Source organism: Streptomyces sp. NPDC040405 (assembly GCF_055595765.1).
In genome coordinates this window covers 1-22,357 of sequence record NZ_JBVIVI010000010.1, presented here as the reverse complement: position 1 = coordinate 22,357, position 22,357 = coordinate 1, and the positions used below count along the sequence as shown (strand labels likewise).

17 protein-coding genes and 3 pseudogenes are annotated in these 22,357 nt (G+C 65.7%); 4 read left to right on the top strand and 16 right to left on the bottom strand.

All coding sequences use genetic code 11. The features are described from left to right. Positions 1-34 precede the first annotated feature (34 nt). From ACZ59A_RS33480 to ACZ59A_RS33470, 3 genes are all read right to left on the bottom strand, one after another. Positions 35-379, bottom strand: coding sequence for a hypothetical protein (locus ACZ59A_RS33480; protein ID WP_470966608.1), 345 nt, complete (start codon positions 377-379; stop codon positions 35-37). 229 nt (positions 380-608) lie between these two features. Continuing rightward, positions 609-773 (bottom strand): hypothetical protein, encoded by a 165-nt coding sequence (locus ACZ59A_RS33475; RefSeq protein ID WP_470966605.1) that lies wholly within the window; start codon positions 771-773, stop codon positions 609-611. Between the two features lie 156 nt (positions 774-929). Next, positions 930-2,153 carry a hypothetical protein gene (locus ACZ59A_RS33470; protein ID WP_470966603.1) on the bottom strand — a complete coding sequence of 408 codons (1,224 nt, stop codon included), beginning with the start codon at positions 2,151-2,153 and terminating at the stop codon, positions 930-932. Between the two features lie 309 nt (positions 2,154-2,462). Between ACZ59A_RS33470 and ACZ59A_RS33465 the strand changes: the two are divergent. Next, a pseudogene (locus ACZ59A_RS33465) lies at positions 2,463-2,696 on the top strand (transposase); the annotation flags it as partial. Positions 2,697-3,312: 616 nt separating this feature from the next. Then, positions 3,313-3,555, top strand: coding sequence for a hypothetical protein (locus ACZ59A_RS33460; protein ID WP_470966601.1), 243 nt, complete (start codon positions 3,313-3,315; stop codon positions 3,553-3,555). Positions 3,556-3,671: 116 nt separating this feature from the next. Here ACZ59A_RS33460 and ACZ59A_RS33455 read toward each other — a convergent pair whose 3' ends face one another. The 4 genes from ACZ59A_RS33455 to cas5c all read right to left on the bottom strand — a co-directional run bounded on the left by ACZ59A_RS33455 (position 3,672) and on the right by cas5c (position 8,028). Further along, positions 3,672-4,154, bottom strand: a complete 483-nt coding sequence (locus ACZ59A_RS33455) for a hypothetical protein (RefSeq protein ID WP_470966598.1) — start codon at positions 4,152-4,154, stop codon at positions 3,672-3,674. Between the two features lie 347 nt (positions 4,155-4,501). Then, the gene (gene cas7c / locus ACZ59A_RS33450; protein ID WP_470966595.1) at positions 4,502-5,371 is read right to left on the bottom strand and encodes a type I-C CRISPR-associated protein Cas7/Csd2; all 870 of its coding nucleotides are present in this window, start codon (positions 5,369-5,371) and stop codon (positions 4,502-4,504) included. A 58-nt stretch (positions 5,372-5,429) separates the two neighbouring features. Further along, complete coding sequence (gene cas8c / locus ACZ59A_RS33445; protein WP_470966593.1) at positions 5,430-7,256, bottom strand: type I-C CRISPR-associated protein Cas8c/Csd1; 1,827 nt, start codon at positions 7,254-7,256, stop codon at positions 5,430-5,432. Between the two features lies 1 nt (position 7,257). Next, positions 7,258-8,028 carry a type I-C CRISPR-associated protein Cas5c gene (gene cas5c, locus ACZ59A_RS33440; RefSeq protein WP_470966591.1) on the bottom strand — a complete coding sequence of 257 codons (771 nt, stop codon included), beginning with the start codon at positions 8,026-8,028 and terminating at the stop codon, positions 7,258-7,260. 281 nt (positions 8,029-8,309) lie between these two features. On the opposite strand from cas5c, the gene ACZ59A_RS33435 reads away from it, so the two are divergent. Beyond that, complete coding sequence (locus ACZ59A_RS33435; RefSeq protein WP_470966589.1) at positions 8,310-10,589, top strand: CRISPR-associated endonuclease Cas3''; 2,280 nt, start codon at positions 8,310-8,312, stop codon at positions 10,587-10,589. A gap of 1,106 nt (positions 10,590-11,695) precedes the next feature. On the opposite strand, the pseudogene ACZ59A_RS33430 reads toward ACZ59A_RS33435, so the two are convergent. The 8 genes and pseudogenes from ACZ59A_RS33430 to ACZ59A_RS33395 all read right to left on the bottom strand — a co-directional run. Next, positions 11,696-12,194 (bottom strand): annotated as a pseudogene (locus tag ACZ59A_RS33430) (helix-turn-helix domain-containing protein); the annotation flags it as partial. A gap of 184 nt (positions 12,195-12,378) precedes the next feature. Further along, positions 12,379-13,467, bottom strand: a pseudogene (locus ACZ59A_RS33425) (integrase core domain-containing protein). Positions 13,468-13,509: 42 nt separating this feature from the next. Further along, entirely contained in the window at positions 13,510-13,863 is a 354-nt protein-coding gene (locus ACZ59A_RS33420; protein ID WP_470966586.1) for a hypothetical protein, read from the bottom strand. Positions 13,864-14,088: 225 nt separating this feature from the next. Next, a complete protein-coding gene (locus tag ACZ59A_RS33415; protein WP_470966583.1) occupies positions 14,089-14,346 on the bottom strand; it encodes a pentapeptide repeat-containing protein in 258 nt (85 codons plus the stop codon). Positions 14,347-15,046: 700 nt separating this feature from the next. Then, a complete protein-coding gene (locus ACZ59A_RS33410; RefSeq protein WP_470966580.1) occupies positions 15,047-16,126 on the bottom strand; it encodes a transposase family protein in 1,080 nt (359 codons plus the stop codon). Positions 16,127-16,262: 136 nt separating this feature from the next. Then, positions 16,263-16,694 carry a DUF6221 family protein gene (locus tag ACZ59A_RS33405; RefSeq protein WP_470966577.1) on the bottom strand — a complete coding sequence of 144 codons (432 nt, stop codon included), beginning with the start codon at positions 16,692-16,694 and terminating at the stop codon, positions 16,263-16,265. A 187-nt stretch (positions 16,695-16,881) separates the two neighbouring features. After that, on the bottom strand, positions 16,882-17,616 hold the full coding sequence (locus tag ACZ59A_RS33400) for a zf-HC2 domain-containing protein (RefSeq protein ID WP_470966575.1): 735 nt from the start codon (positions 17,614-17,616) through the stop codon (positions 16,882-16,884). Beyond that, the gene (locus tag ACZ59A_RS33395; RefSeq protein WP_470966573.1) at positions 17,613-17,933 is read right to left on the bottom strand and encodes a PadR family transcriptional regulator; all 321 of its coding nucleotides are present in this window, start codon (positions 17,931-17,933) and stop codon (positions 17,613-17,615) included. The genes ACZ59A_RS33400 and ACZ59A_RS33395 overlap by 4 nt, the downstream gene beginning before the upstream one ends. A gap of 700 nt (positions 17,934-18,633) precedes the next feature. Between ACZ59A_RS33395 and ACZ59A_RS33390 the strand changes: the two genes are divergently transcribed. After that, positions 18,634-20,493, top strand: coding sequence for a hypothetical protein (locus ACZ59A_RS33390; RefSeq protein WP_470966571.1), 1,860 nt, complete (start codon positions 18,634-18,636; stop codon positions 20,491-20,493). A gap of 1,034 nt (positions 20,494-21,527) precedes the next feature. Here ACZ59A_RS33390 and ACZ59A_RS33385 read toward each other — a convergent pair. Next, positions 21,528-22,357 (bottom strand): integrase core domain-containing protein (locus tag ACZ59A_RS33385; RefSeq protein ID WP_470966568.1); only part of this gene is annotated, 830 nt, incomplete at its 5' end.

The window sequence follows — 22,357 nt, the reverse complement described above, 5'->3', positions numbered from 1 at the left end:
GTCCGGCGACGGCGAAGACCAGCAGCGCCGCCGCTCACGCTCCGGCCGCGATCCGCATCAACGCGGCATAGCCGAGGCGGGCGGTGAGCTTGGCGTAGGTGAGGCCGACCAGGCTCGCGGCGCCGGAGGTGAGCACGGTGCCGTACAGAGCGACCACGAAGGTGTCGTGGATGCCGAGCTGGTCCAGGCGGCGGGGCAGTGAGACGGCCAGGACCGTCATCAGGCCGGTGGTCGCCACCCATAGCCCGCACAGGGCCAAAACCATCTGGTGTTCACGCAGCAACCGCATCGCACCGCGACGCGAGCCCTTCGCGGACGAGCTGCTCGCGGGGGAACCGGCCGCGAAGGGCTCCTGATCTGCGGTTTTGTTGGTGCGCATTATGTGCGGTGGGGGCGTTACGGGCGATGTCTTGATGTTGGAATGACGCTCACTTGACGCTCGTTCCGATGGAGAGTCAGGTGAACTGTTGGGCGGGTCAGGCCCCGTGGGGCAGCGCGGCGGGGTCGGGGCTGTGTGCTGGAGGTCGGCCTTGTTCCTCCGCGGCAATGGGCGGCTCACCTCCGCTCGCGCGGAGAGTACGTCTGCTGGCCTACCTGGGTGTGCCGGTTCAGCTTCGCCGTGCCGCGTCCGCTTTCCGCACCATCTTCGCCGCGTGGTCAGCCGAGTCGGCCAAGTTCCGGAGTGCGCGGGAGACCCGGCTGAGGGACTCCACAATGTGGTCGGCGAGGGTGTTCTGCTTGGTGCTGGTGCGGAAGGTGGTGCTCTGGGTCACGGTCGGCTCCTCGGAAAGGGGTGCTGGGTGTGCTGCGCCCACTGTGGCGCCGGGGGGTGACATATCGGGCGGGAACGCGACATCCGCCACCCGAACCGGGCAGGGGGCTCTGGCACCAGGTGACGCAGCCAGGGGCGGTCAGCGGTGGCCGATGGATCACGCCTCATGCTTCCTGCGGCACGAGAAGTGCTCGGGCAGTCCTTCGGGTCCTGGAAGGCTTGCGGGCTGACCGCAGCCGTAGCGGCAGAGTGGGATCGCTTGACCCGACGCGTCGACTGGAAGCCTGGCGGCCTCGGTTTCCCGGGGGCGGGACTCGAGGACGATCGCGCGGCTGCCACGTCTCTGCTTCGTTTCAGCCCGCACCTCCGAGGTCGGACGGTCCTCGGTGCACCTGTCGCGCCGGTCTCCCTGTCGTACGGATGGCTGGCGCTCCTTGTTGTCCAGGGCGGGCCCGTTCGCCTCGAGGTACTGCTGCCACTGCTGTGCGGGGAGCCAACCGTGGTGGCCGCCCCGCTGGAACGGGATCCGCTCACCGGCCGCAGCTTCTACGATGAACCGGGTGAGGGTCAGGCCGCCTTCCCCTGTGAAGGTGCTCGACTGATGGGCGGGCATGAGGACGCGGTGCCACCCCCCGCAGTACCCGGAGTCGGTGGGATTCTCCGGGTCGTAGGGCTTCTCCGGGCACCGGGTGAGCGCGCCGTTTTGGCTGCACTGGCCCTCCTCCAGGACGAAGTTGCCGTCCTGGACTGCGATGGGGTTCTTCTGCACGCGAATGACGGAGGCCGGCAGGTTGGGCGTGCGGACGTATGGGACGGTGCCGATGCCTGCGTGGTCGGGGTCGGCGAAGTCCCAGACCGATTGAATACCGCCGCGGCGCCGGAACCCCTCCCGTGCACGCATTCCGCGGGTTGTCTGGGTGCTCAGCTGAGGCTCGTAGCCCAGGACGATGCCGTTGGCGCCGTTGATGCGTACATCGAGGCGCGCGTGCCCGTCGGCGATCTGCGACTCGATGTCGGCGTGGAAGCCGTGATCTTCGGAGTCCTTCGCGACGCGTTCCTTGCGGGCGAGGTGCTCGTCGGACTCGTGGCTGATGGGCTTCTCCCCGGGGTTCCGGTAGTGGGAGGCAAGCCATACGCCGTGACGCTGGACGAGGTACATGGGGACGCGCCGACCGCGGAGGTCCCGGCAGTCGGGGCAGATGAGCCCGCGCTCTTCGACGGGGACACGTCCTCGCATGCGCAGGAGCACGTTCAGGAGGTCTTGGCCTTGCGGGACGCCGAGGTCGGCGCGGTCCAGGTCGAGGTTGTGGCCGGCCGGTTCGTAGTAGACGGGGTTACGGAAGAGGTCTTCGTCGCTGTCGATCTGAAGGTCGTCATCCATTGGTGCTCCCCGCAGCCGCCACGAGTAGGACTTACAACGCTACGGTGAGGGTCTGACAATCGGGGCTGAACTGCGGAAACAGGGCGCACTGAGAGATATGGGGGCAGCGGGCCTACAGCGGGTCAGGTCCGCACAGCTCGCAGCGCTTCGCCGCGATGAACCGGCTGTTCGCCGGCAGACAGAAATGCGTACAGGTCAGCGACGATGAACCAGTGGGGACGGGCGTCGTCAGTTCGCGAGGGATCAAAACTAGACGGAGCCCAGGCGATGACCGCGACCTAGGGCGTGTATCGAGAGTGATCTTGGTTCGTGGCGCGTGGAGATCTAACGGACGAGCAATGGGCAGTGCTGGCACCCCTGTTGCCGAATGGCAAGAAGTCCGGCCGACCGCCGATATGGACCAGGCGGCGGCTGATCGACGGCATGCGCTTCCGGGTCCGCACTGGCATCCCGTGGCGGGACGTGCCGACGGAGCACGGGCCGTGGGGCCGGGTCTACGACCTGTTCCGTCGATGGCAGCGGGACGGCGCCTGGCCCTCTTTGGGCCTCACCGTCTCCACGTCCGAGCGATGCGGTGCTGCGCATCCTCGCCCGTCTGGATACCTGCCGGGCAGCCAGCGGGGGCCGGTCGGTGTAGAGCGCGGCGATCACCGCGCGCCTGGTTGCGGCTTGGTCCGCGTCCGGGGGAACCGTGCGGCCCGCAGTGCGAGTAGTAGCGGCTTAATCGCCGCGAGCTTGAGTTGTGCCCACGCTGGCGCATCATGCCAGGCGGCGAGCTGCCGCGCGGCGATGCCAAGCAGGCGATGCTCTGCGTTCGGCCACAGATCGCGACCGGCCGACAGGTCCTCAACGAGCTCCGGCGAGACAGGCATCGCCCCTGGGTGAAAAGTGTGACACACGTCTCAAAGCTGTGAGTCTCGTGCGGTGACGCACTTTTCCCCGAAATCTCTAAAGCGAGGTCCGGTCGTGATCATGGAAATAGTGACTCTTAAGACTCTACAAGGGGTTTCCGCATGCGGAAACCGGCTCACCACCCATTGTTTCGAAGCTTCTGGAGGGGATCGTCTGGCATCCTGCTTGCCGGACGTGATGCGCGCTCACGCTTCCGCTCCGCTGTCCGTGGCCGTACGGCTCACTACTGGTGAAGGAAGCACACACTTTGAAGGCGAACAGCGACAAGCAGCAGAAGCAGGACGGTAGGGCCTTGATGGTGAGGTTGAGCCTTCCCGCTATGCGATGGAACGCAGTCAGCTCGGCCGGTATCGCAGCACTGATCGCCCATGACGGTGTGCAGGGGCCTGTCGAAGTGTGCGCATTGGCCTCGCTGGCAGGCATCGGGATGTGCTGTGAGGCGGCGGTCAAGATCGCCCAAGCGCATGCACAGGACACCCGAGCATCGTGACAGGCGCCCGCTCGCGTGGTCAGGCTGTGGCTCTGCCCGACGAGTAGTACCCGGCGACAACCGGCCCCGAACGCCGCGGCGTATCTACGCAGTTGCGGGGCAGGGTTGCCTCATTCTCAGTTGTTGGACTGGGGTGGGTCAGGCAGGGAGGCGGTTGGTAGCGGCTCGGCGGGCACATCGTTGCCGAAGTCCTGGCGGATGCGCTCGACTTCGGCCTGCACGTGGTCGCCGTCCCAACCGGCGTGCAGGATGCGCACGCGGGTGTCGATGCTTGCTGCCTTGGCCTGCGTCAGCATAGAGAGCGTCTGTGCGGTGGTCTGCGGGTTCTCGCTGGTGAAGTCGCCGAACTCGATTGCCGGTCCTTGTCGGTGGCGGCCCGGGTGAATCCGAGCAGCCGGTCGAGCCGCAGCATGTCGGCGATCGCCAGCGCCCAATACCACGCCTTCACGTCTCGCGTGATCATCGAGCGGCGTTCGCGGGCTGTGACCCCAGTAGCGGTACAGTCGGCGCATCGCCGAGGCCGAAGGCCGCGCGGAATACCCGGCGGACTCTGTCGCCTGCAGCACGATCGCCTCGGCGCTGCTGCTGTGCTCCTGCACGCGGATGGCCGCGGGAGCCGAAGTTGCGATTCTCGGCCGCCCCGGAGGGCGACCGCCACTCACGGTGCACGATCTCGATCGGGACCAGGAGAACGTTGCGATGCCCGGCCGCCCCGGAGGGCGACCGCCACCCGATCCGCGGGCACTACCGGCACGCCGCGCACGATGTTGCGATCCCCGGCCGCCCCTGAAGGCGACCGCCACCCGAGTCCGTCGCGGACCCGATCGGCTACTACGAGGCGTTGCGATTCTCGGCCGCTCCGGAGGGCGACCGCCAGTGCAAAGAGGGCGTGGCCCAAGTCTTCCGCTTGTGTGCCGTTGCGATCCTCGACTTTCCTGGAAGGTGTTCAGTCGGTGAGCCGGGTCAGGGTCACCCCGGCGGGCACGCTGTCTTCGTCGATGGTGATGCGGTCGGCGTAGTCGTCCCAGGAGCGTGCCTCGCTGTGGCCGAGCGGCTTGATGCGGATCAGGTCGAAGAGTTTGTGGGCGGGGGCTCGTCCGTAGGCGTCGTCGTGGGAGAAGACGTACAGGCCGCGGATGGCCATTTCGCCGCGGGAGGATGCCCGGTCGTGGTCGAACATCATGGTCAGGGCCTGCCAGTAGGCGGCGAGGTCTTCGGGGGTGACTTTGGCCGTGGTACCGAGGGCTCCGGAGTAGAAGCCGTGGCCGCGGTAGAGGCCGTAGGGGACGTAGTGCTTGTTGCCCATCTCGGTGACCTTGCCCTTGGCCAGGTCTTCGGGCTTGTTCGGGGCGACACGGGTGATGCCGGCCTCGAGCGGGGTGATGGGGTCGATGGAGCGGGAGAAGGTGAGCTGCATGGGTCCGCGGGCCCTTCCCGCGTGCTTTTTCTGGTCGCCTACGGACATGACGGCTCCGAACAGGCGCACGTCCCAGAAGTTGCGGATCATCCACTCCTGCGCGGTGGCGGTCTCGCCTGCCTTGGCGCCCCCTTCGGTGTAGGCGCGCTGGATCTGCGGGTTGAGGGCGACGCCTTCTTCGACGTACATCTCGAAGCCGGGCTGTCCCTGGTGGGCGAGAGTGATGGTGTTGCGGATCTTGCGCTTGAGGGCGACGTCGGTGATGAGGCCCTGGCCGGTGATGGGGTCGGTGCGGGGCATGCCGCCAGCGTCGGGGTCGCCGTTGGGGTTGCCGTCCTTGACGTCGATGAGGAAGACGTAGTCGTGCTTGCGGGTGGGGTCCAAGTGCGCGTCGGTCATGGTTCGCTCGGAGTCCTTCCGGGGCTGTGGCGTCGTGGTGAACGGGTGGCGGCAGGCGTTACCAGAGGGTGTTGTCCGAGGAATCGGCGTTCTCGGCGGAGGCTTCGGGGAGAGCGTCCGCTTCCTGTTCTGCGGCGAGTTTCTTTCCGGCTTCCCGTGCCTTGATGGCTTCTGCCGCAGCGCGTGCGGAGTGAGCTCGCTGGTGGTCGTAGCCGAGGATGAACAGGGCCTGCTGTTCGGTGCTCAGGTGGGCGGGGATGGTGTCGAGCAGGTCGAAGGCGTCCCGCAGCCTGCTGTCCATGGCTTTGGCCGCGGGTCCACTGGTGCGGGCGATGGTGCGCAGGTGCGGTCGCGCTCCGATACGGAGGCGGGTGAGGACGGCTCGGGGGGAGACGACCGCGGTGCTCAGGTACTTGTCGGTGATGGTGGTGTTGACCTTGGGCATGGCCTTGCGCTGGATCGCTTCGAGCATGGCCATGATCCGTCCGCATACGTAGCCGGGCTCGGTCGACCGGGGGTTCAGCTGGGGCACACAGAGCTCCTTGTGGCGGGTGGTCGTACGGATCAGGGCGAGGCGCAGCAGAGCGATACGGGGCCGGTCGAGGTGGTGGTCGGCGCGGATGCGCTGCAGAAGGACCGGCAGGAGATGGGCTGGTGGCGCGGCGCCGTGGAGTGCGGCTTTGGTGAGGTCGGCCTGGAGGTGCTTGGGGACGGTGGTGTCGATGTACTTGTTCTTGCGCTTGTCCCAGCGGGCGCAGGAGAGGGCGAGTCGCCAGACCGACCAGTAGGTGTAGGTGTTGTTCCAGCCGTCCCAGGTCTGCTGGTCGTCGAACCAGGCCCCGAGTCTCCGTTTCAGTTCGGGGACGGGGATGGTGATCCAGTCGGCGACGATGACCCTGTTGGTGTTCACCCGCAGGGTGAGGGCGTGGAAGGCGTCCTCGTCGAGGACTGCCAGTGCGTCTCGTCCCCGCCGGGGGTGGCGGACTCCGGCGATGAGCTGGGCCACCTCCTCGGGCTGTGGGTCGTGCAGGGTCCACATGGCTGTGTCGGTGTCGGGGTCACGGGTCCACCAGACGATGGCGGAGTCGTCGGCAAAGGCGCGGTGTTCGGGGTCGGCGAGCAGCGTGTTCAGAGCGGTGGCGGACTTGGTGCCGCAGTCGACGCAGATGGGGGTGGCCCCGAGCTGCTTGGTGCCGGCCCGGAAGTGGGCGGGCTGGTTGAGGCAGACCAGCTGGGTGTTCATTCCGGAGTTGGGGATGCCCTTGATGGGAACCGGGAGGGTCGACAGCAACGGCATGACGTGTCCGCACACGAGGCAGAGCCCCTGGTCCGCCTTGCCTGCCTTCCCGCTCTTCGTTTTCTTGACCTTGTCGGCCCACCAGCTCTTGACTTCCGCCAGGTCGTGGATCCACTCGCCGTCCACGCTGATGGCGACGAGGTGGTCCTTGTCCATCTCCAATGGCCATGCGGTCGGCGCGTGGCTGTTCAGCCATGCGGCCACTGCCTGTGCCTGGGGAAGGCGGGGGTGGTCGTTGCACCAGGAAGTGACCAGGTCACGGTAGGCGGCGTGCCGGTTCCTCGCCTTGGTGACGTCGGCAGAGTTGGTCGAAAGGACCTTCTCCCCGTCCGGCCCTTTGACCAGGCCGGGATGGGCGAGCGCGAACTGCGCGGTGTCGGCGAACAGGATCGGTGCCGGCTTGGACCCGGAGCGTCCGGTGTACGGGGCGGTGATCTTCCGCTGTTCCTGGCGGAGGTCGATGACCAGCGGTTCGGCATCTCCCGTGCCGGGGAGATCGATCTGCCACATGACCCGGCGCGTGAGGTAGTACTCGGGGGTGTCGCCCTGGCGGCTGTCGGCTTGCTGGACGAGGCTCTGCAGCAGCACGTCAGGCCACCTCCTCCGCGGAGGCGCGTCCCTCGGCGCCGGGCATGCCACTGACCTCGGCGGGGGCGAGGGGACGGTCGGGCACGTGGAGAACGCCGTGCTCGAGGCTGGCCCGGAACCAGTGGTAGCGCTCCTTGCCCTTCGGGAGGTACTCGATGTGGTGGAGCATCAGTCCGAGCTCGTCGATGGGCGGAATGCCTGCCTGGTCGGCGGCGGTGACCGCACCGGCTTCCTCTGCCGATCCGCGAGGCCCGAAGAAGGCTGCGAACTCGCGGCAGCCGAAATGGGGCTGCTCGTAGCAGGCACCACGTGCGAGTCGGCGGTCGAACTGGTCGCGGTACTTCGGCAGGGGCGCGGTGCACCGGTCGCCGGCGTGAATGGTCGCGTGGATGCGGTAGGCGACGTCGCTCAGAGCGACGGTGACCCGCTGGCCCCGGTCTTCGGCGACGTCGTAGCGGTAGCCGTTGTTGGCTTTCAGGCTCTGGTAGGCGTTCTTGGTGACGATCGAGTTGTTGACCTCGTTGCGCCGGAAGCGGGTCCACCTCACCGGCTTGAGCTGTTCGATCCGTTCAACCTGGTAGGTCATCTCCGGCTTCCAGAAGATGGCCTCCAGCAGTCCCCTCGCCGCGGAGGGGGTCATGGTCGGATACGAGACCCGCTCGACCTTGAGCTCCGGACGCGTGAAGCAGGCCAACGGCCCCCACGCCTCCACCTCTACGTGGAGCGGCCGGTCCGCGCGCTCACCGCGCCGCCGAGTCTGCTCTCTGGTCATACAAACGTCCCCCTCCATGTGCGGCTCGGCCGGTTGTCAGTGCTGCCCGTTACCGTCACGACACTGGCGATCGACCCGGACCCTCTGCAGCCACCCAAACGTCGCTGTGGTCCCGGGTCGGCAGCTGGCCGATCCGCGACTCACGTGCCCCAGGGGGACCGGTAACGAAATGTGGTGGTCTGGTGGATTCTCGACGGATAAATGATGGAATGTCAACCGCTCTTGCGTACAAGGCAGTTGATCCGGTAGGCGGGTCGTTACCGGTTCCGGAAGGCAGACTCGTGGCCCACTCGCTGGGCCACCAAGGCACCTGGCACTGGTACGAAGACCACGCCCGCGGTACGGGCGAGCTGGCCCGTCGGTTCGCCGAGCCATGGGGAGGCGGTGACCTTGCCTACCAGCTCGGACGCGACCACGACACGGGCAAAGGAGCCTGTGCGTGGCAGGAGGGGCTGATCGAGGAGGCCACCACCGGCCGCAAGATCAGACGGCCCCCGCACAACGACGCAGGAGCCCTCTTGTTCGCCCGGTCGGCCGAACCTTCCCCCGCTCTGATGCCCTGTGCCAGTGTGATCGAGGGACACCACACCGGTCTGTCCGCGTGGTCAGAAGTCAGGCTCCGGCTGAAGGCCCTGATGGCCGACTCCAGCGAAGTAGACGAAGCCATCCACCGAGTCGCCGCAGTCATGCCGGAAATCCTGGACGGCTCAAGCCCGGCCGCCCCAGCCTGGCTCGACCCACGTGACAAGATCGCCGTGGAGATGCTGGTCCGCATGACCTACTCGGCCGTGGTCGACGCCGACCGGCTCGACACCGCCGCCCACTTCAGGCCCGGCACGCACATTTTGCCGCACGTCGGGATGCCGGAGCTGTGGGAGCGATATGAGGCCCGCCGCCAGAAGGCCCTCGCCGAACGCCAGCGCTCCAAGGGCGCCTCCTGGCTGGACATGCTCCGCGAGAACGTCTACCAGGAGGCACTCGAAGCCGCCGCCGGCAAGCCGGGCGTGTACCGGCTGCACCTTCCGACCGGCGCCGGAAAGACGTTCACCGGCGGAGGCTTCGCCCTCCGCCACGCCTCCCTGCACGGACTGCGGCGCGTCATCGTCGCGGTCCCGTTCATCTCGATCACCGAGCAGAACGCAGCGGAGTACCGAAGCCTCCTGGACCCGAAGCAAGGACCGCCGGTGGTGTTGGAACACCACTCAGCCGTGAACATCGAAACTCCGCAGCAATGCGCGCCGCAGTCCGCCGGCACCTCGACGAACGTGCGCCGCGACCAGCAACGTGGCCGCCCCAATCGGTGGGCGAAACTGGCCACCGAGAACTGGGACGCCCCTTTCATCGTCACCACCACCGTTCGCCTGATCGAAACGATCTTCGGAAGCGCTCCCTGGGTCACCCGTCGACTCCACCGGCTCGCCAACTCTGTGATCGTTCTCGATGAGGTTCAGGCTCTTCCCGACAGGCTCCTGACTCCGATCCTCTCGGGCCTGCGGGAACTCGTGGAGCACTACGGCGTGACCCTCGTGTTGTCATCGGCGACCCAGCCGGAACTCGCCGCGCTGAACCCCTGGCGCTCCGGTCTCCCGCAACGTGACGTCGTCGCCGACCCCGCGCCGCTCTTCAAGCAACTGCGCCGGGTCAGGTACGAGTGGCGGACCGGCCCGGAGGTGACCCTCGCAAGCATCGCCGCCGAGGCGGCCGAGCACGACCACGCCCTCGTCGTGGTCAACGGGACCAAGGATGCCAATCAGGTCCATCGCATCTGGCTCAGCACGAACCGCGACGAGGACCCAGGCGTCCTGCACCTGTCGACCCGCATGACCGGCGGCCACCGCCGAGAAACCATCCAAGCGACGAAGCAACGCCTGGAGAAGGGCCTGAACACCCTCCTCGTGTCCACCTCGCTCATCGAAGCCGGCGTCAACCTCGACTTCCCCCGCGGATACCGGGCCAGATCAACACCAGAGTCCGAACAGCAGGCCGCCGGACGGGTCAACCGCGAGGGCAAGCGCCCCGCGAAGGACAGCGTCATGACCATCTTCGATCCCCAGGACGGCCTCAACCCGCAGGTGGTCTACAACACGTGCGCCATCGCAGCAGCGTCCCGCCGCTTCGGCGACGGGCTGGCCGACCCCGACGATCTGGATGTCCTCCGCTCGTACTACCAGCACCGCTACCGCCTCCAAGCAGGACAACACTCCAAGGACCCCAACGGAGCCACCGGAGAAGCCATCGAAGCGCTACGAGCAAAGCTGCACTACCCGGAGGTCGCGCACAGAATGCGAATCGTCGACAACGAACACTCCGTGGCCGTGGTCGTCATCCGCCCCCAGCTCGAAGAAGAAACCCGACGGGCCGCCCAGAAGGCAGTCGACCAACTCCGCCGCGGCCTGCCGACGCCAACGACCTACCGCACCCTGCAGGAACACATGGCATCCATCCCCGAGCGGGAACTGGAGCTGGCGATCAACGCCGGCCACGCCATCGAAGTCACCGGTGACCTGCACCAGTGGGTCGGCCCCTACCACCCCCAACGAGGTATCGAACCCCCTGCATGACCAATCAGACCACCCAGCAACGCCTCACCAGTACGCTTGAGGAACTGGAACCGCCAGCCGGCAGCCGAAGTGTGGTGATCAGCTTGCGGCAGTGAAGATTCGAGTGTATGGATAACCGAGCCTGGCGCGGTGGTCGTCCTACGTGTGACCGAGGATCGCAACAACACCAGACGCGGGAGCCTACCGTTTCTCCGTAGACGTGGCGGTCGCCCTCCGGGGCGACCGAGGATCGCAACCACACCTGCGAGTGGGCCGCGGCCTGGCAGAGGATGTGGCGGTCGCCCTCCGCGGTGACCAGGATCGCAACGTCATCAGCCCGGCGTCCAGCACCGCGTCACCGTTCGTGGCGGTCACTCTCCGGGGTGACCGAGGATCGCAACCGCAGCACCGACGTCACACAGAACTTCGCGACCGGCAGTGGCGGTTGCCTTCCGGGGCGATCGAGGATCGCAACAAGGGATCCTGGGACTTCCGCAATCCCGCTCCGGAGTGGCGGTCGTCCTTCGGGACGACTGAGGATCGCAACAGCGGCGCCGAGCGGATGTGGCCAGCGGGCGCCCGGGTGGCGGTCACCCACCCTTCGGGGCGACCGAGGATCGCAACCGCCACACCGAGGTCACCCCCGGCATGCTGCACGCCGGTGTGGCGGTCACCGTTCGGGGTGACCGAGGATCGCAACGCCCAGCACACGTCTCGGCAGGACGACCCGCAGCTGGTGGCGGTATCCTTCGAGGCGACCGAGGATCGCAACCGGAAGGCCATCGACGACGTCAAGGCGGGCTACCGTGTGGCGGCCACCCTTCGGGGGAACCGAGGATCGCAACGTCGCATTGCGCGGACGTACCGCGCCGGCGGCCGAGTGGCGGTCACCCTTCGGGGCGACCGAGGATCGCAACCTTATACGCGAGGGATCTCTCACCAACCGGCGAACGTGGCGGTCACCCTTCGGGGTGACCGAGGATCGCAACACCGGAGACATCACGGGGTCGGACATCACCGGCACGGTGTGGCGGTCACCCTTCGGGATGACCGAGGATCGCAACTTCGACCACACAAGGGATAGGACGCACAGCTTGGTGTGGTGGTCGCTTTGTGGGGCTCGAATTGATGGTTGTGGCTGCCTGTTCGATCACCGCGAGTACGTACATCCGCGCGCCGGGCAGGGTGACCGTCTCAAAGAAGTCACAGGCCAGGAGGGCCTCTATGAAGGCGCCTGTAGCCCCAGCTTGGATTCTCTCTCGCCAGACGCAGCACCAGAATCCGGACGGAGCGCACGGTAGGTGGGCGACCGGGTCGCTTGGGACGCGATAAGACGGCATGGCGGCGCCTGGCAAGGTCGCGATGCCAGCGCAGCACCGTGTCAGGACGCACGAGCAACCGCACCTGCCGCAGAACCGGCAACGGCAGCCGGTGCAGGAGCGCTGCCAGGAACGCCCGATTGCCCGGAGGGAACCGCACTCGGTTACCGCCGTGTTGGCGTTCGAGCACCGTGATCTGATGGCGGAGGGCCAGGATCTCCGCGTCCTTGTCCCGGTCGCTCATCGGCAGCAGACGCAGCAGCGCGAACGCGTCGGTCACGCCCAGGTAGGCTAGCCGCAGCAGCACGGTCGATCATCATGACGCGTGGACTACCCTGAAGGGTGTCTTTATTGCCGTACGGTGGTTGACCTGGGGCTTTGCGGTCGCCCGAGTATGGGCATGATCAGTGATCGTGGGTCTGCGACTGCTCTACCTGATCTTCTGCCGACTACTGGGCTGCCTGTGCCGTTCAGAAATCTGTCGCGGCAGGTCAGGCCGCGTGTCTGTACTCGTTGATCAGGCCGCCGAGGACGCGAGTCTGGAGTAGTCGCCGCGGAGTGCTCGAGTCGGTCAATGGTGCGGTCCGGCTGTCGGTAAGGGGCGGACGTTGCTCTCGAGCCTGATGAGGGCGATGGCCGTTGTAGTGCCGGGCGTAGACATCGAGGACGTGGCGAGCGTGGGTGTCGTTCCAGATCAGCACGTGATCGAGGAGTTCACGTCGCAGTGTCCCGATGACTCTCTCGCAGTGCGCGTTCATCCGCGGGGCCCGCGGGGCGGTCCTGACGGTCTCGATGCCCTCAGCTTCGAAGACCGCGTCGAAGGATTCTGTGTACTTGCTGTCCCGGTCGCGGATCAAGAAGCGCAAGACTCGAGGCGCATGTCCACCTCAAGAGCGAGGTTGCGGGCCTGCTGGGCCGTCCACTGCGCGGTCGGATGAGCGGTGACGTCGGCGATGTGGAGGCGGCGCGTGCCGTGCTCGAGGAAGACCAGCGCATAGACCCGGCGAAGGCTTGCCAGGTCGATGTGCAGGAAGTCGCAGGCGATGATGGCCTCGGCTTGGGATGTCAGGAACTCGCGCCATGTCGGCCCGCCGCGGCGGGGAGCCGGGTCGACACCGGCTGCCGTCAAGATCTTCCAGACGGTAGAGGCGCCGATCCTGCGGCCCAGCCGGGCGAGTTCCCCCTGAATCCTGCGGCAGCCCCAGCGCGGGTTCTCCCGCGCCAGCCGCAGCACCAACTCCTTCACAACTTCCGCTGTCGCTGGCCGGCCCTGCCTGGTCCGGCACTCGCTGTAGTCCCACCTGCGTGTAACGAGACGCCGATGCCAGCGGAGCAACGTCCCTGGCGTGACAGGGAACACTTGCGCCCAGCGACGCCGGGGTATCAGCGAGGACAATGCCGCGAACAACAACCGTTCCGCCCACTGGTACCGCACCGGACTCGCAAGTTGCCTGCGCAGTACCGAGTTCTCGTGCCGGAGCACGAGCAATTCAGCTTCTCTGGCCGTCCGTCGACGCAGCAACACTGCTGGAACCGAGAGCAGCTTCCGTTGTGACCTGGTACACCAGTGAGACGATCACCTGGACATGGTCCCAGCACGCCCGCTGATCCCGCCAGACCGGCTACGACCTGCAACGACGCATTCCTGAACGGCACAGGCTCTCGCGGCGCCGGCCAAGCGGCAGCTTGTCGAAGTTGTCCAGGTGGATGCCCAGACGGACGCCCCGGGACTCATCGATGGTGGTCGTGGCTTGGCCGGGCAGGTTCTCGACCGAGGCCAGGAAGTCCGCCGGGTGGCGGCCGACGAACGGGTCAAAGGCGGCCAGGTGCTGGGCCAGCGGCGTCTGACCGTCGGGGGTCCAGCGGTTGTGCGGACGGACCAGCTCGATCACCGTGGCCGGGCCGTCGCCGGGGCCGCTGCGCAGCGCCGTGGCCTGGTCTGGTGTCAGCGGCCGCCAGCGTCCCGGCAGGGGCATGACGGCGTCCTCGTCGAGGTCGCCCTCGCCGAAGCTGACGTCGATGTCGGTGATCTCGCAGCGCTCGATCAGCGCGTCGGGGTCGGTGAAGGCGATGCGGATGGTTAGGGGTGGGGGGGGGGGGGGGGGGGGGGGGGGGGGGGGGGGGGGGGGGGGGGGGGGGGGGGGGGGGGGGGGGGGGGGGGAAAAACCCCCCCCCCCCCCCCCCCCCCCCCGCGGAGAATGTCAGTCGTCGGGAAGGCTCAGTTCCAGGTCGCCGACCAGGGCGCGGCCCAGCTGCATCGTCTGGGCCGGCTCGATGACGGCGTGCTTGAGCGAGGTCAGGCCGCGGATCGCGGACAGGTCGTTGCCGCGCAGGTCCAGGCCGCGGGCGGCGGTGCGATCGAAGCTGGTCAGGTCCATGCGGCAGTCGTCGAACACGGCCTTGGACAGATCGCAGCGGGCGAACGTGGCCTCGTCCAGGGAGCACTCCCTGAAGATCACCTCCGCCAGAGCAATCGACGCTGCGGCGCAGGCCATGCAGCCAGATCGGCGGCAGAGCCGCCCCGCGCACCACCGCCCGGAACTGGCGGCTCACCAGATCCACGTGGATCCCGGCGCCGTCAGCGGTGGTGAACATCAGACCGAGGTCGTACCACGCCTCGCCAGGCGGCGTCCCGGGCAGTGTTCTGACGGGCGCGGTGGGTGCGGGCGTCATGCCACCTCTATCGAGTCCGTGGTGGATCAATCCGGCGGAGGGGCACCACAAGCGCTGCCCCTGCTGAACCGAACGTCTCGGATATCAGACGCCTCTCAGTTCCCGCCTCCCAGGTATCGCCTCGAACTAGCTTCGCCGCTGGAAGATCTGGACGAGCCGATCGAGGACCTGACGTGCATCGGCCCGACGCCGAGGGTCCGGGTGGGCAGCCGCGATGAGCGAGACAGCCAAGACGAGGATGGAGTAGCCGACAGCAATCGCCACTACTTGGGTGCTGGCCACTAACATGATCATTACTGACTCCTTGAATAGAGGCCGCCCAGGTTGGCCCGATCGCACGGCAGAGCAGCCTGATACCAGACGGACAGGCGTGGAGAGTCAGGACCATCCACCCCTAGAGCGCCACAAGAACTGCGCCGCCTCGAAACAGACCCCGTAGGACGACCCGACCTCCGAGAGCTCCCGATGTCTCCAATCAAACCGTGTTCAAGCGTGCTGAACCACGGCAGAATAGAGGCATGCAGGATGCATCCACGCTGCTGATCGGGGGCTGACCTCGACCTTCGCGGTCTTGGCAGATCTCAGAGCGTAGAGGAGGACACGCATGGCGAGCAGGAGACTCCGCCTCATCGACCGGCGCAAGGCGATCGGGCACACGCAGGAGTCGCTATGTGCCTCGTTCGTGATCAGGATGTGGTCGAGGGCCTCGCGCCGGATGCTGCCGATCACCCGTTCACAGTGGGCGTTCATCCGCGGCGTTCGTGGCGCGCTCTTGATCACCTCCATGCCATCGGCTACGGCGTCGAAGGACTGTCCGTACTTGCCATCGCGGTCACGGAGCAGGAATCGCAGGGACTCCATACGCGTGTTCAGGTCGGCGGCTACGTTCCGGGCCTGCTGCACGGCCCATTCCCGGGAGGGATGTGCCGTGACGTTGGAGATATGGAGGCGCCGGGTGCCGTGTTCGAGGGAGGCGAGCGCGTACAGTCTGCGTCCGAACACGGTGTCGAGATGGAAGAAGTCTGCCGCGATGATGCCCTCGGCCTGGTTCGTGAGGAACTCGCGCCAGGTTGGGCCGGTACGGCGTGGGGCTGGATCGATGCCCGCGGCTGTCAGGATGTTCCATACGGTGGATGCGGCGATCGGGTGCCCCAGGCGAGCCAGCTCGCCCTGGATCCGCCTGTGGCCCCACCTCGTATTTTCCCGGGCCAGTCGCAGTATGAGCTTCCTGAGCGCCGCCCTGGTCGGTGGTCTCCCGGCCGGGGCGCGTCGCGCGCTGTAGTCCCATTTCGCCGCGATGAACCTGCGATGCCACGCCAGCAGGGTGCCGGGCGTGATCGGGAAGATCCCACGCCACCGGCAGCGGGGTATCAGCCCGGACAGCGCAGCCAGCCAGAATCGATCAAAGGGCTCATACCGGACTCGGCCGTGGATCTGACGCCTCAACACCGCGTTCTCGTGCCGCAACACGAGCAACTCCGCGTCCTTCGTGGCTTGGCTGCGCAGCAGTACCCGGGGGATGGACAGTAGCTTGCGCACGACCTTGTACACCAGTGAGACGGTCACGCGGACATGCTCTCAGCCGAGGCCGAATGCTTGACGTCACCTGCAGCGACGACTTTTCGAGCCCCACACGCTCGCCAACCCGCCGTGCCCGTACTGGCCGGGCTGCGGTGCGGTCGGAATGCTGGCGTGCGGCTGCTTATGGCCGCCATGCCTCCTTGTACGCCGGATGCTTGTCGTACAGGGCGGCGAAGCCCTGGGTGGCGGGACAATCGTCGCCGTCGAGGCGGCAGACAACCATAGGCGTTGTCTGGCACCCGTCGTCGGCGGCGACGAGCACGGGTTCATGTTCAGCCAGAACGACGGAGCGCAGGAACGCCGTGCGCGCCAGCACACGGGCCGGGTCGTGCCGGACGATGTGCTCGGCGAGGTCGGCATCCAGCTCCGTCGTCACCTTGGACTCTCCGCCGTCGTCGCGCTGCAGGAGGAGGTGCTTGGTTCCCCACAGATACTCGACGGCTTCGATGCGGTCATAGCCGACGCGGCGGGCTGCGGCGTCCTCGTCGTCCAACCGCGCCATGCAGAACGCCCACACCTCATCGAGTCGTACCGGACTGCCGCCTACGGTCACTTTCCGATCCTCCGTCCGTACGCCTGGGCTGCGCCGCCCGCCGGCCCGCCGCGCCAGAACTGGCCGACGGCGGTGCGGTCGACGGCGGGGCCTGGCCGATGGCGCCCTGCTTAACCTGCGGGCTGCTCAGCCACATGAGCAGGCTCCCGGTTTCTAATGGACCCCGGGAGCCTTCCGCACGCCCGCCTCATTCTCCGGTGGACGGAGGCCTGCCAGCCAACTCAATCCCCCGAACTCGCTGGAGCCAACGAACCAGAGCGAACATCGCCGCGCCACAGCCACCAATCCAGCCCCACCCCTCCGTCAGGAGAGTGTGAAGTCCGTCGCGTTCCACGATATAAACCACGAGAAACGCTGGCGGAACTCCGATGAACGCCTCCTGGCGGTTCCGCGTCGCGAGCATCCAGTCGACGGGACGCCACAAGCGGCCAAGTCCATCTCGAAGACGGCATCGGACGGCTGCACCGAGAACCCCCAACGCGTACCGACGCTGCTGCCAGACCGTGAGGGAGACGCCGCCCTCAGGGTCGCCATCGAGGTCGGCCAGCCATGCAGTGCGCATGTCGCGTCGGTCCCCTGCGATTCTTGCGGCAAGGGAGGCCCATCGTTCTGCCCGCGGCTCTCGTCGAAGTCGCTGGCGACCATGCGTCAGGCCCACGTAGCCGTCACCAAATTCCGCTTCGAAGAGGGTTATGAGGCGCGCACGACGCTCCGAGCCCCACTCCGGAGGTAGTAGCCCAGAGATCCCCTTGTGGCGCCTCTGCTTGTCAGCTTCGGTCTTGCACTTCGCACACGTCGCGAGGTGCGCGAGTACGCGCTTACGGGCGTCAGGGCCGAGCTCTCGGTCCACCAGCGCAACGAGGCGGGAGCCTAGATTCTCAGCGTCCCAGTCGCGCGGCCCCTCATCGTGAGTCTGGCTCATGCCGCACCGCCCGCAGGACGGAGGCTGAAACGGGCACGGCGTGCACTGCGGGCCGCCAGAGCTTCCAGGGCTTGGGCGCGGCCAGCCCCCGTGAACTCGTAGAAGCGTCTGGCCGGACGCCCCGGATGAGCTTCTACCTCATCCCAACTCCTGAGCCAGCCCCGCTCAAGGAGGCGGTCGAGAATCGGATACACCGTGCCGGGGCCGAGATCGGCGTGACGGCAGATACTCAACCCCCACGCAGGAGCATCGGCCTTCGCGTTGAGGAGTACCTCCAAGACCGCCATCGTCGGCTTGGTGAGTCTGATGTTGGGCATGCCTCAAGTAAACCATGTATCGAGTACGAGCAAGGGATTCTGTCGAGTACGAGCCATGCGTGATGACCCGATCCCCCATACGCAGGCGATGCGACGCCGCCCGGCGGCTCGCCCCGCCCGACCTGTGCCCCGGTACTCCGCCACGACCCACTCACAGTTCAACGAGTCACCCAGGCACCGAGCCACGGCCAACCGTGCATGAACTCGTTAGCCAGGGAGCGAGATCTTCTCGTTGAGGAAAGCCTCAACCCATCTGCCCATCTTCCGCCCGTATGCCGATACCGCATCGCTCGTCGGCCCGTCGCGCCCGAACTGGCCGAGCCGGGTCAGAACAGCGGCAGCGTGTCGATGCCGTCGGCGCCTTCCGCCGCCCCAATGGCGACAAGTATGCGAGGAGCGCCGTCTCGGGCTCGGGAGTTCAACGAGATCGATCAAGGCCGCGCCCCCTGTAGCCATGGTCCTGCGTTGAGGTGCGGAGCATCATAAGGCAATTCGACCATCCCTACCGAGGCCGAAACCGCAGGTCAGTCTCATGATTTAGATCATGAGGGCATAGGGTCGGCGGCCGACTGCAGGTTCGCTGGGCGTTTACACCCCCGTGGCGGGGCTTGAAGCGGCGCCTAATAGTCCCTCAACGAGTGGTGGACAGACTGCCACAGCCCAAGCTGCAAGACCTTGCGATGCAGCTTACGGTGAACATATGAACGTCCGAGCAGAAGAACTGATCCGGGCAACACGCGAGGGTCGTTCACTTGTGTGCAGCAGGCGGAATCCTGCATCACTCACTACCTCTTTGCGCTATCGGGTCAAGGCGGAGGATATCCGCGACATTTTGCTTGGAAGGACCTTGCCAGATCCCGATCCTCGCGGCCTTCAGATAATGGGTGCACGCATTATTGGTCAGCTCGACCTGGAGGGCATAGAAAGCTCCGTGAGGCTCGCACTGCAAGGCTGCTCATTCGACCGGTCTATGGTTGCACGAGACGCGCACCTGCCCAGTTTGAGTCTAGATGGATCCAAACTTTCAAAATTGGACGCCGAGGGACTACGGATTGATGGGGACGCTTCCCTTGGCGTGTATCGGTCGTTCAGTTTCGAGGCAGAGGCTGTGCAACTTCGCGGTGCCCGCATAGAAGGGGAGTTGCGCTGCCGGGGCGCTAAACTTCACAACAGATTCGGTCACCCTGCACTTCAGCTCGACGGTATAAGCGTCAGAAGTGTTTTCCTCAATGGAAATTTCAAGGCCAGCACTCCCACGGGTCAGGCCGCAGTTCTCCTCGACGGAGCTTCTATCATCGGTCTCCTGGATCTCAGCACAGCAAAACTGAAGAACGATCAAGGCGGCGCTGCACTCAAGGCAGACGGGATACATGTGAATAGCGCCTTTCTGAGGAATGGGTTCGAGGCCGAAGCCGACACCGAGAATTGGGGGGCAGTGCAGATATCAGCTGCGCTCATCGACGGTGGCCTATTGCAGTTCGATGGAGCAACCCTGACCAACAAGAGCGGGACCGGACTACAGGCAGCCGGACTAAAAATACCCAACGGGTGCATCTTCCTTAACGACAAGTTCAACGTCATCGCACACAGGAAACCGGCCGTTGACCTGAGCGGAGCTGAGGTTGGCATCGCTGTTCTCTTTGGCGACGACGATAAGCCGGTAGTGGACGCTGCCAAGCTAGTGAGCACGGACGGTCCCGTCCTACGTGCCGACCATCTGCAAGTAGGCGAACGCCTTTCCCTGAAAGGAACCTTCAAATGCAAGACCCCTTCCGGCCAAGAAGAGTGGGACGCTTCCGTCCATGAAAAACACGTTGCCATCTCACTCTGCGGAGCCAATCTGGGTCTTGAAGTGGATTTCTCCCACTGCAAGATCAAGAATGCATCGAGAGGGCCAATCTTTGACCTCCAATCTGCTCGTGCTGAAAATCTAGCACTACCCTCGACGGTTGTGTGCACTTCGAGGAAAGGCGACAGAGGCTGCACTAAAGCAAAAATTGAACTGAATGGATTCTCCTATGACCGCATCCGTGACGGCAATCCGGCTTCATTCGAGCAATGGCGTCACTGGCTTCGGGAGCACACAAGCGATTATACGCCACAACCCTATCGGCAATTGGCCCAGGCTTTCAGTGCCGCCGGAGACGAAAAGGCGGCCCGCAAGATACTCATTGCTCAGCAGCGTCACCTGAGAAGCAGAAAAGATTTGCTGAGGAAGCCCGGTTACGTCCTATTTGATCTGTGCGTAGGCTTCGGGTTCCAGGTCATGAACGCCATATGGATCATTATTATTCTGGTGGGGGCCGCCCTCACTTTTGGACACCTCGCCGCTTGGTTCGACGCCACCGTTTGCGGTTGCTCACTTATCGAACAGTTTAGACTTGGCCTGGATCAAGTTCTGCCCTTCCCCGGCGTCGAAACTCAAAACAAGTGCATGCTGGATACCCGAAGTGGAGTCGGGCAGATACTCTGGGGCGCCTTCGTGATGCTGCGCGTCTTCTCTTGGACGCTATTTATTATGGTCATTGCCGGAATGAGGAATCTTATGCGCAAGCCGTAAGAGGTCGGTGCTAATTTCCGCCTCTCCACTTTCGCAGAGAGGAGTGAAACCTCTCGTCGTGAGCAGCCACAACCTATTTCCCGATCCTCCGCCCGTATGCCGACGCCGCGCCGCTCGCCGACCCTGTGGGTGCCGAATATTACATCCGCCCTGGTCAGGTGTCGGGTGCTGGTAGCGGTCTCATAGGTTCGAAACCTGGGTAGTTGCGTTGTTCGGTGGGGCGCGATGCATCGCGTCGAAGCCGCTCCATGTGCCACTTGACCGCTTCTGTGTACGGCATCGTACGGAGCTTGACGGCGCGGCAAGTCTGCGAGACTCTTAAAATAGAGCATAGAGGGAGAATTGCCGCGCGGCTGGGGGTCAAGGGGTCGCAGGTTCAAATCCTGTCGTCCCGACCAGCGTTTTCGCAGGTCGGAGGCCGTTTCCACGGGTAGCGGAAGCGGCCTTTGTCGTGTCTGGGCAGGGAGCGATGGGGAGCCCTCCGGGAGCCCTCGTGCTCCCAACTCGCGGACGTGTCAACGGTGTCCGATTCGTCCGTCACCCGATCCGGTAGATCTGCTGCGCCGTACCGAGCCCCTGTGTGCCGTCGTCAACCGTAGGCCCCTGAGGTCACCCCGTCGATCCGGATGCTCTCTGCATCGAGAGGCATAAGAACCCCTTGTCGGCTCCCGACCCTCTTTCGGGGTGGGAGCACGGCATCGTGCTCCCCATGCGACAGGGGTGGGGTGGACCACTGGTGATCCCTCCGGGCCGGTTTCCGCAGGCAGCTCGCGCGCGGGTGTCCTGGTCGCCGTGGACGGTCTGCGTCAAAGCACGGCAAAGCCCCTTGGCGTCCGTCGGCAGATAGGGCACTCCCAGAGTGTGAGCGCCGTATCCGGCTCTGGAGCGCCGCAGGGAGACTGTTCGCGGAGGCATGGACGGAAGAAAAAGTGTGCCAAGCGAGTGAGAATAATGTCCCCACTGTGTATGCGCTCGGCGTAGTGGTCGACGAGCACTGCTCACCTTGTAGGTGCCAAGAACTGCGTCCGTGCTGGTCACGCGGCGTGCCGGTACTCGTGCAGGAGGCCGCCGAAGTGATCGCGTCGATGTACGTGGAGATGGGTGAGCTGGTCGGGTTCCGTGATCGGTTCGGGTAGTGGGTGGAGTGGTGCGGCGCTTGCGAGAGTGCGGTGGGGTCTGTGCTCGTTGTAGAACGTCTCGTATTCCCGTAGCGCGTGGAGGAGATGGGTCTGGTTCCAGATGAGGGTGCGGTCGAGGAGTTCGGTTCGGCATGAGCGCACCCAGCGTTCCATGATCGCGTTCATGCGCGGTATGCGGACGCCGGTCTGGACGACTTTGACGCCCTCGGCTTGCAGGACGGTGTCGAAGGATGCCGGGTACCGTCCGTCTCGGTCCCGGATCAGGAACTTCGCATTGATGCCTGCGTCTTGGAGGTCCATGACCATGTTGCGGGCGAGCTGGGTGACCCAGGCGGCGGTGGGGTGTGCCGTCGCGCCGAGGATCCGCACGCGGCGGGTGGCGTGCTCGATCACCGCGAGGACGTACAGCGTCGCTCCGCTCAGGGTCTTGGTCTCGAAGAAGTCTGCGGCGAGGATGGCCTGGGCCTGGGAGTGCAGGAAGGCGGCCCAGGTGGTGTGGTCGCGTTCGGGTGCTGGGTCTATGCCGTGCTCCTTGAGGATGTTCCATACGGTGGCGGCGGCCACCTTGATCCCGAGGGAGGCGAGTTCGCCATGGATTCGCCGATAGCCCCAGCTGGGATTCTCCCGCGTGAGCCGTAGCACAAGAGCACGGATGGATCGTACGGTGCGGGGCCGTCCCGGCCGTTTGGGGCGGGAAGCCTTTGCGTGGCGGCGGCGCAGCAGCT

Bases quoted from the DNA above. Each gene is read 5' to 3' on its own strand.
- cas7c (WP_470966595.1), bottom strand. From the start codon at position 5,371: ATGACCGACGCGCACTTGGACCCCACCCGCAAGCACGACTACGTCTTC.
- ACZ59A_RS33400 (WP_470966575.1), bottom strand. From the start codon at position 17,616: ATGAGCCAGACTCACGATGAGGGGCCGCGCGACTGGGACGCTGAGAAT.
- ACZ59A_RS33470 (WP_470966603.1), bottom strand. From the start codon at position 2,153: ATGGATGACGACCTTCAGATCGACAGCGACGAAGACCTCTTCCGTAAC.
- ACZ59A_RS33420 (WP_470966586.1), bottom strand. From the start codon at position 13,863: ATGCCCCTGCCGGGACGCTGGCGGCCGCTGACACCAGACCAGGCCACG.
- ACZ59A_RS33480 (WP_470966608.1), bottom strand. From the start codon at position 379: ATGCGCACCAACAAAACCGCAGATCAGGAGCCCTTCGCGGCCGGTTCC.
- ACZ59A_RS33390 (WP_470966571.1), top strand. From the start codon at position 18,634: ATGAACGTCCGAGCAGAAGAACTGATCCGGGCAACACGCGAGGGTCGT.
- ACZ59A_RS33395 (WP_470966573.1), bottom strand. From the start codon at position 17,933: ATGCCCAACATCAGACTCACCAAGCCGACGATGGCGGTCTTGGAGGTA.
- cas5c (WP_470966591.1), bottom strand. From the start codon at position 8,028: ATGACCAGAGAGCAGACTCGGCGGCGCGGTGAGCGCGCGGACCGGCCG.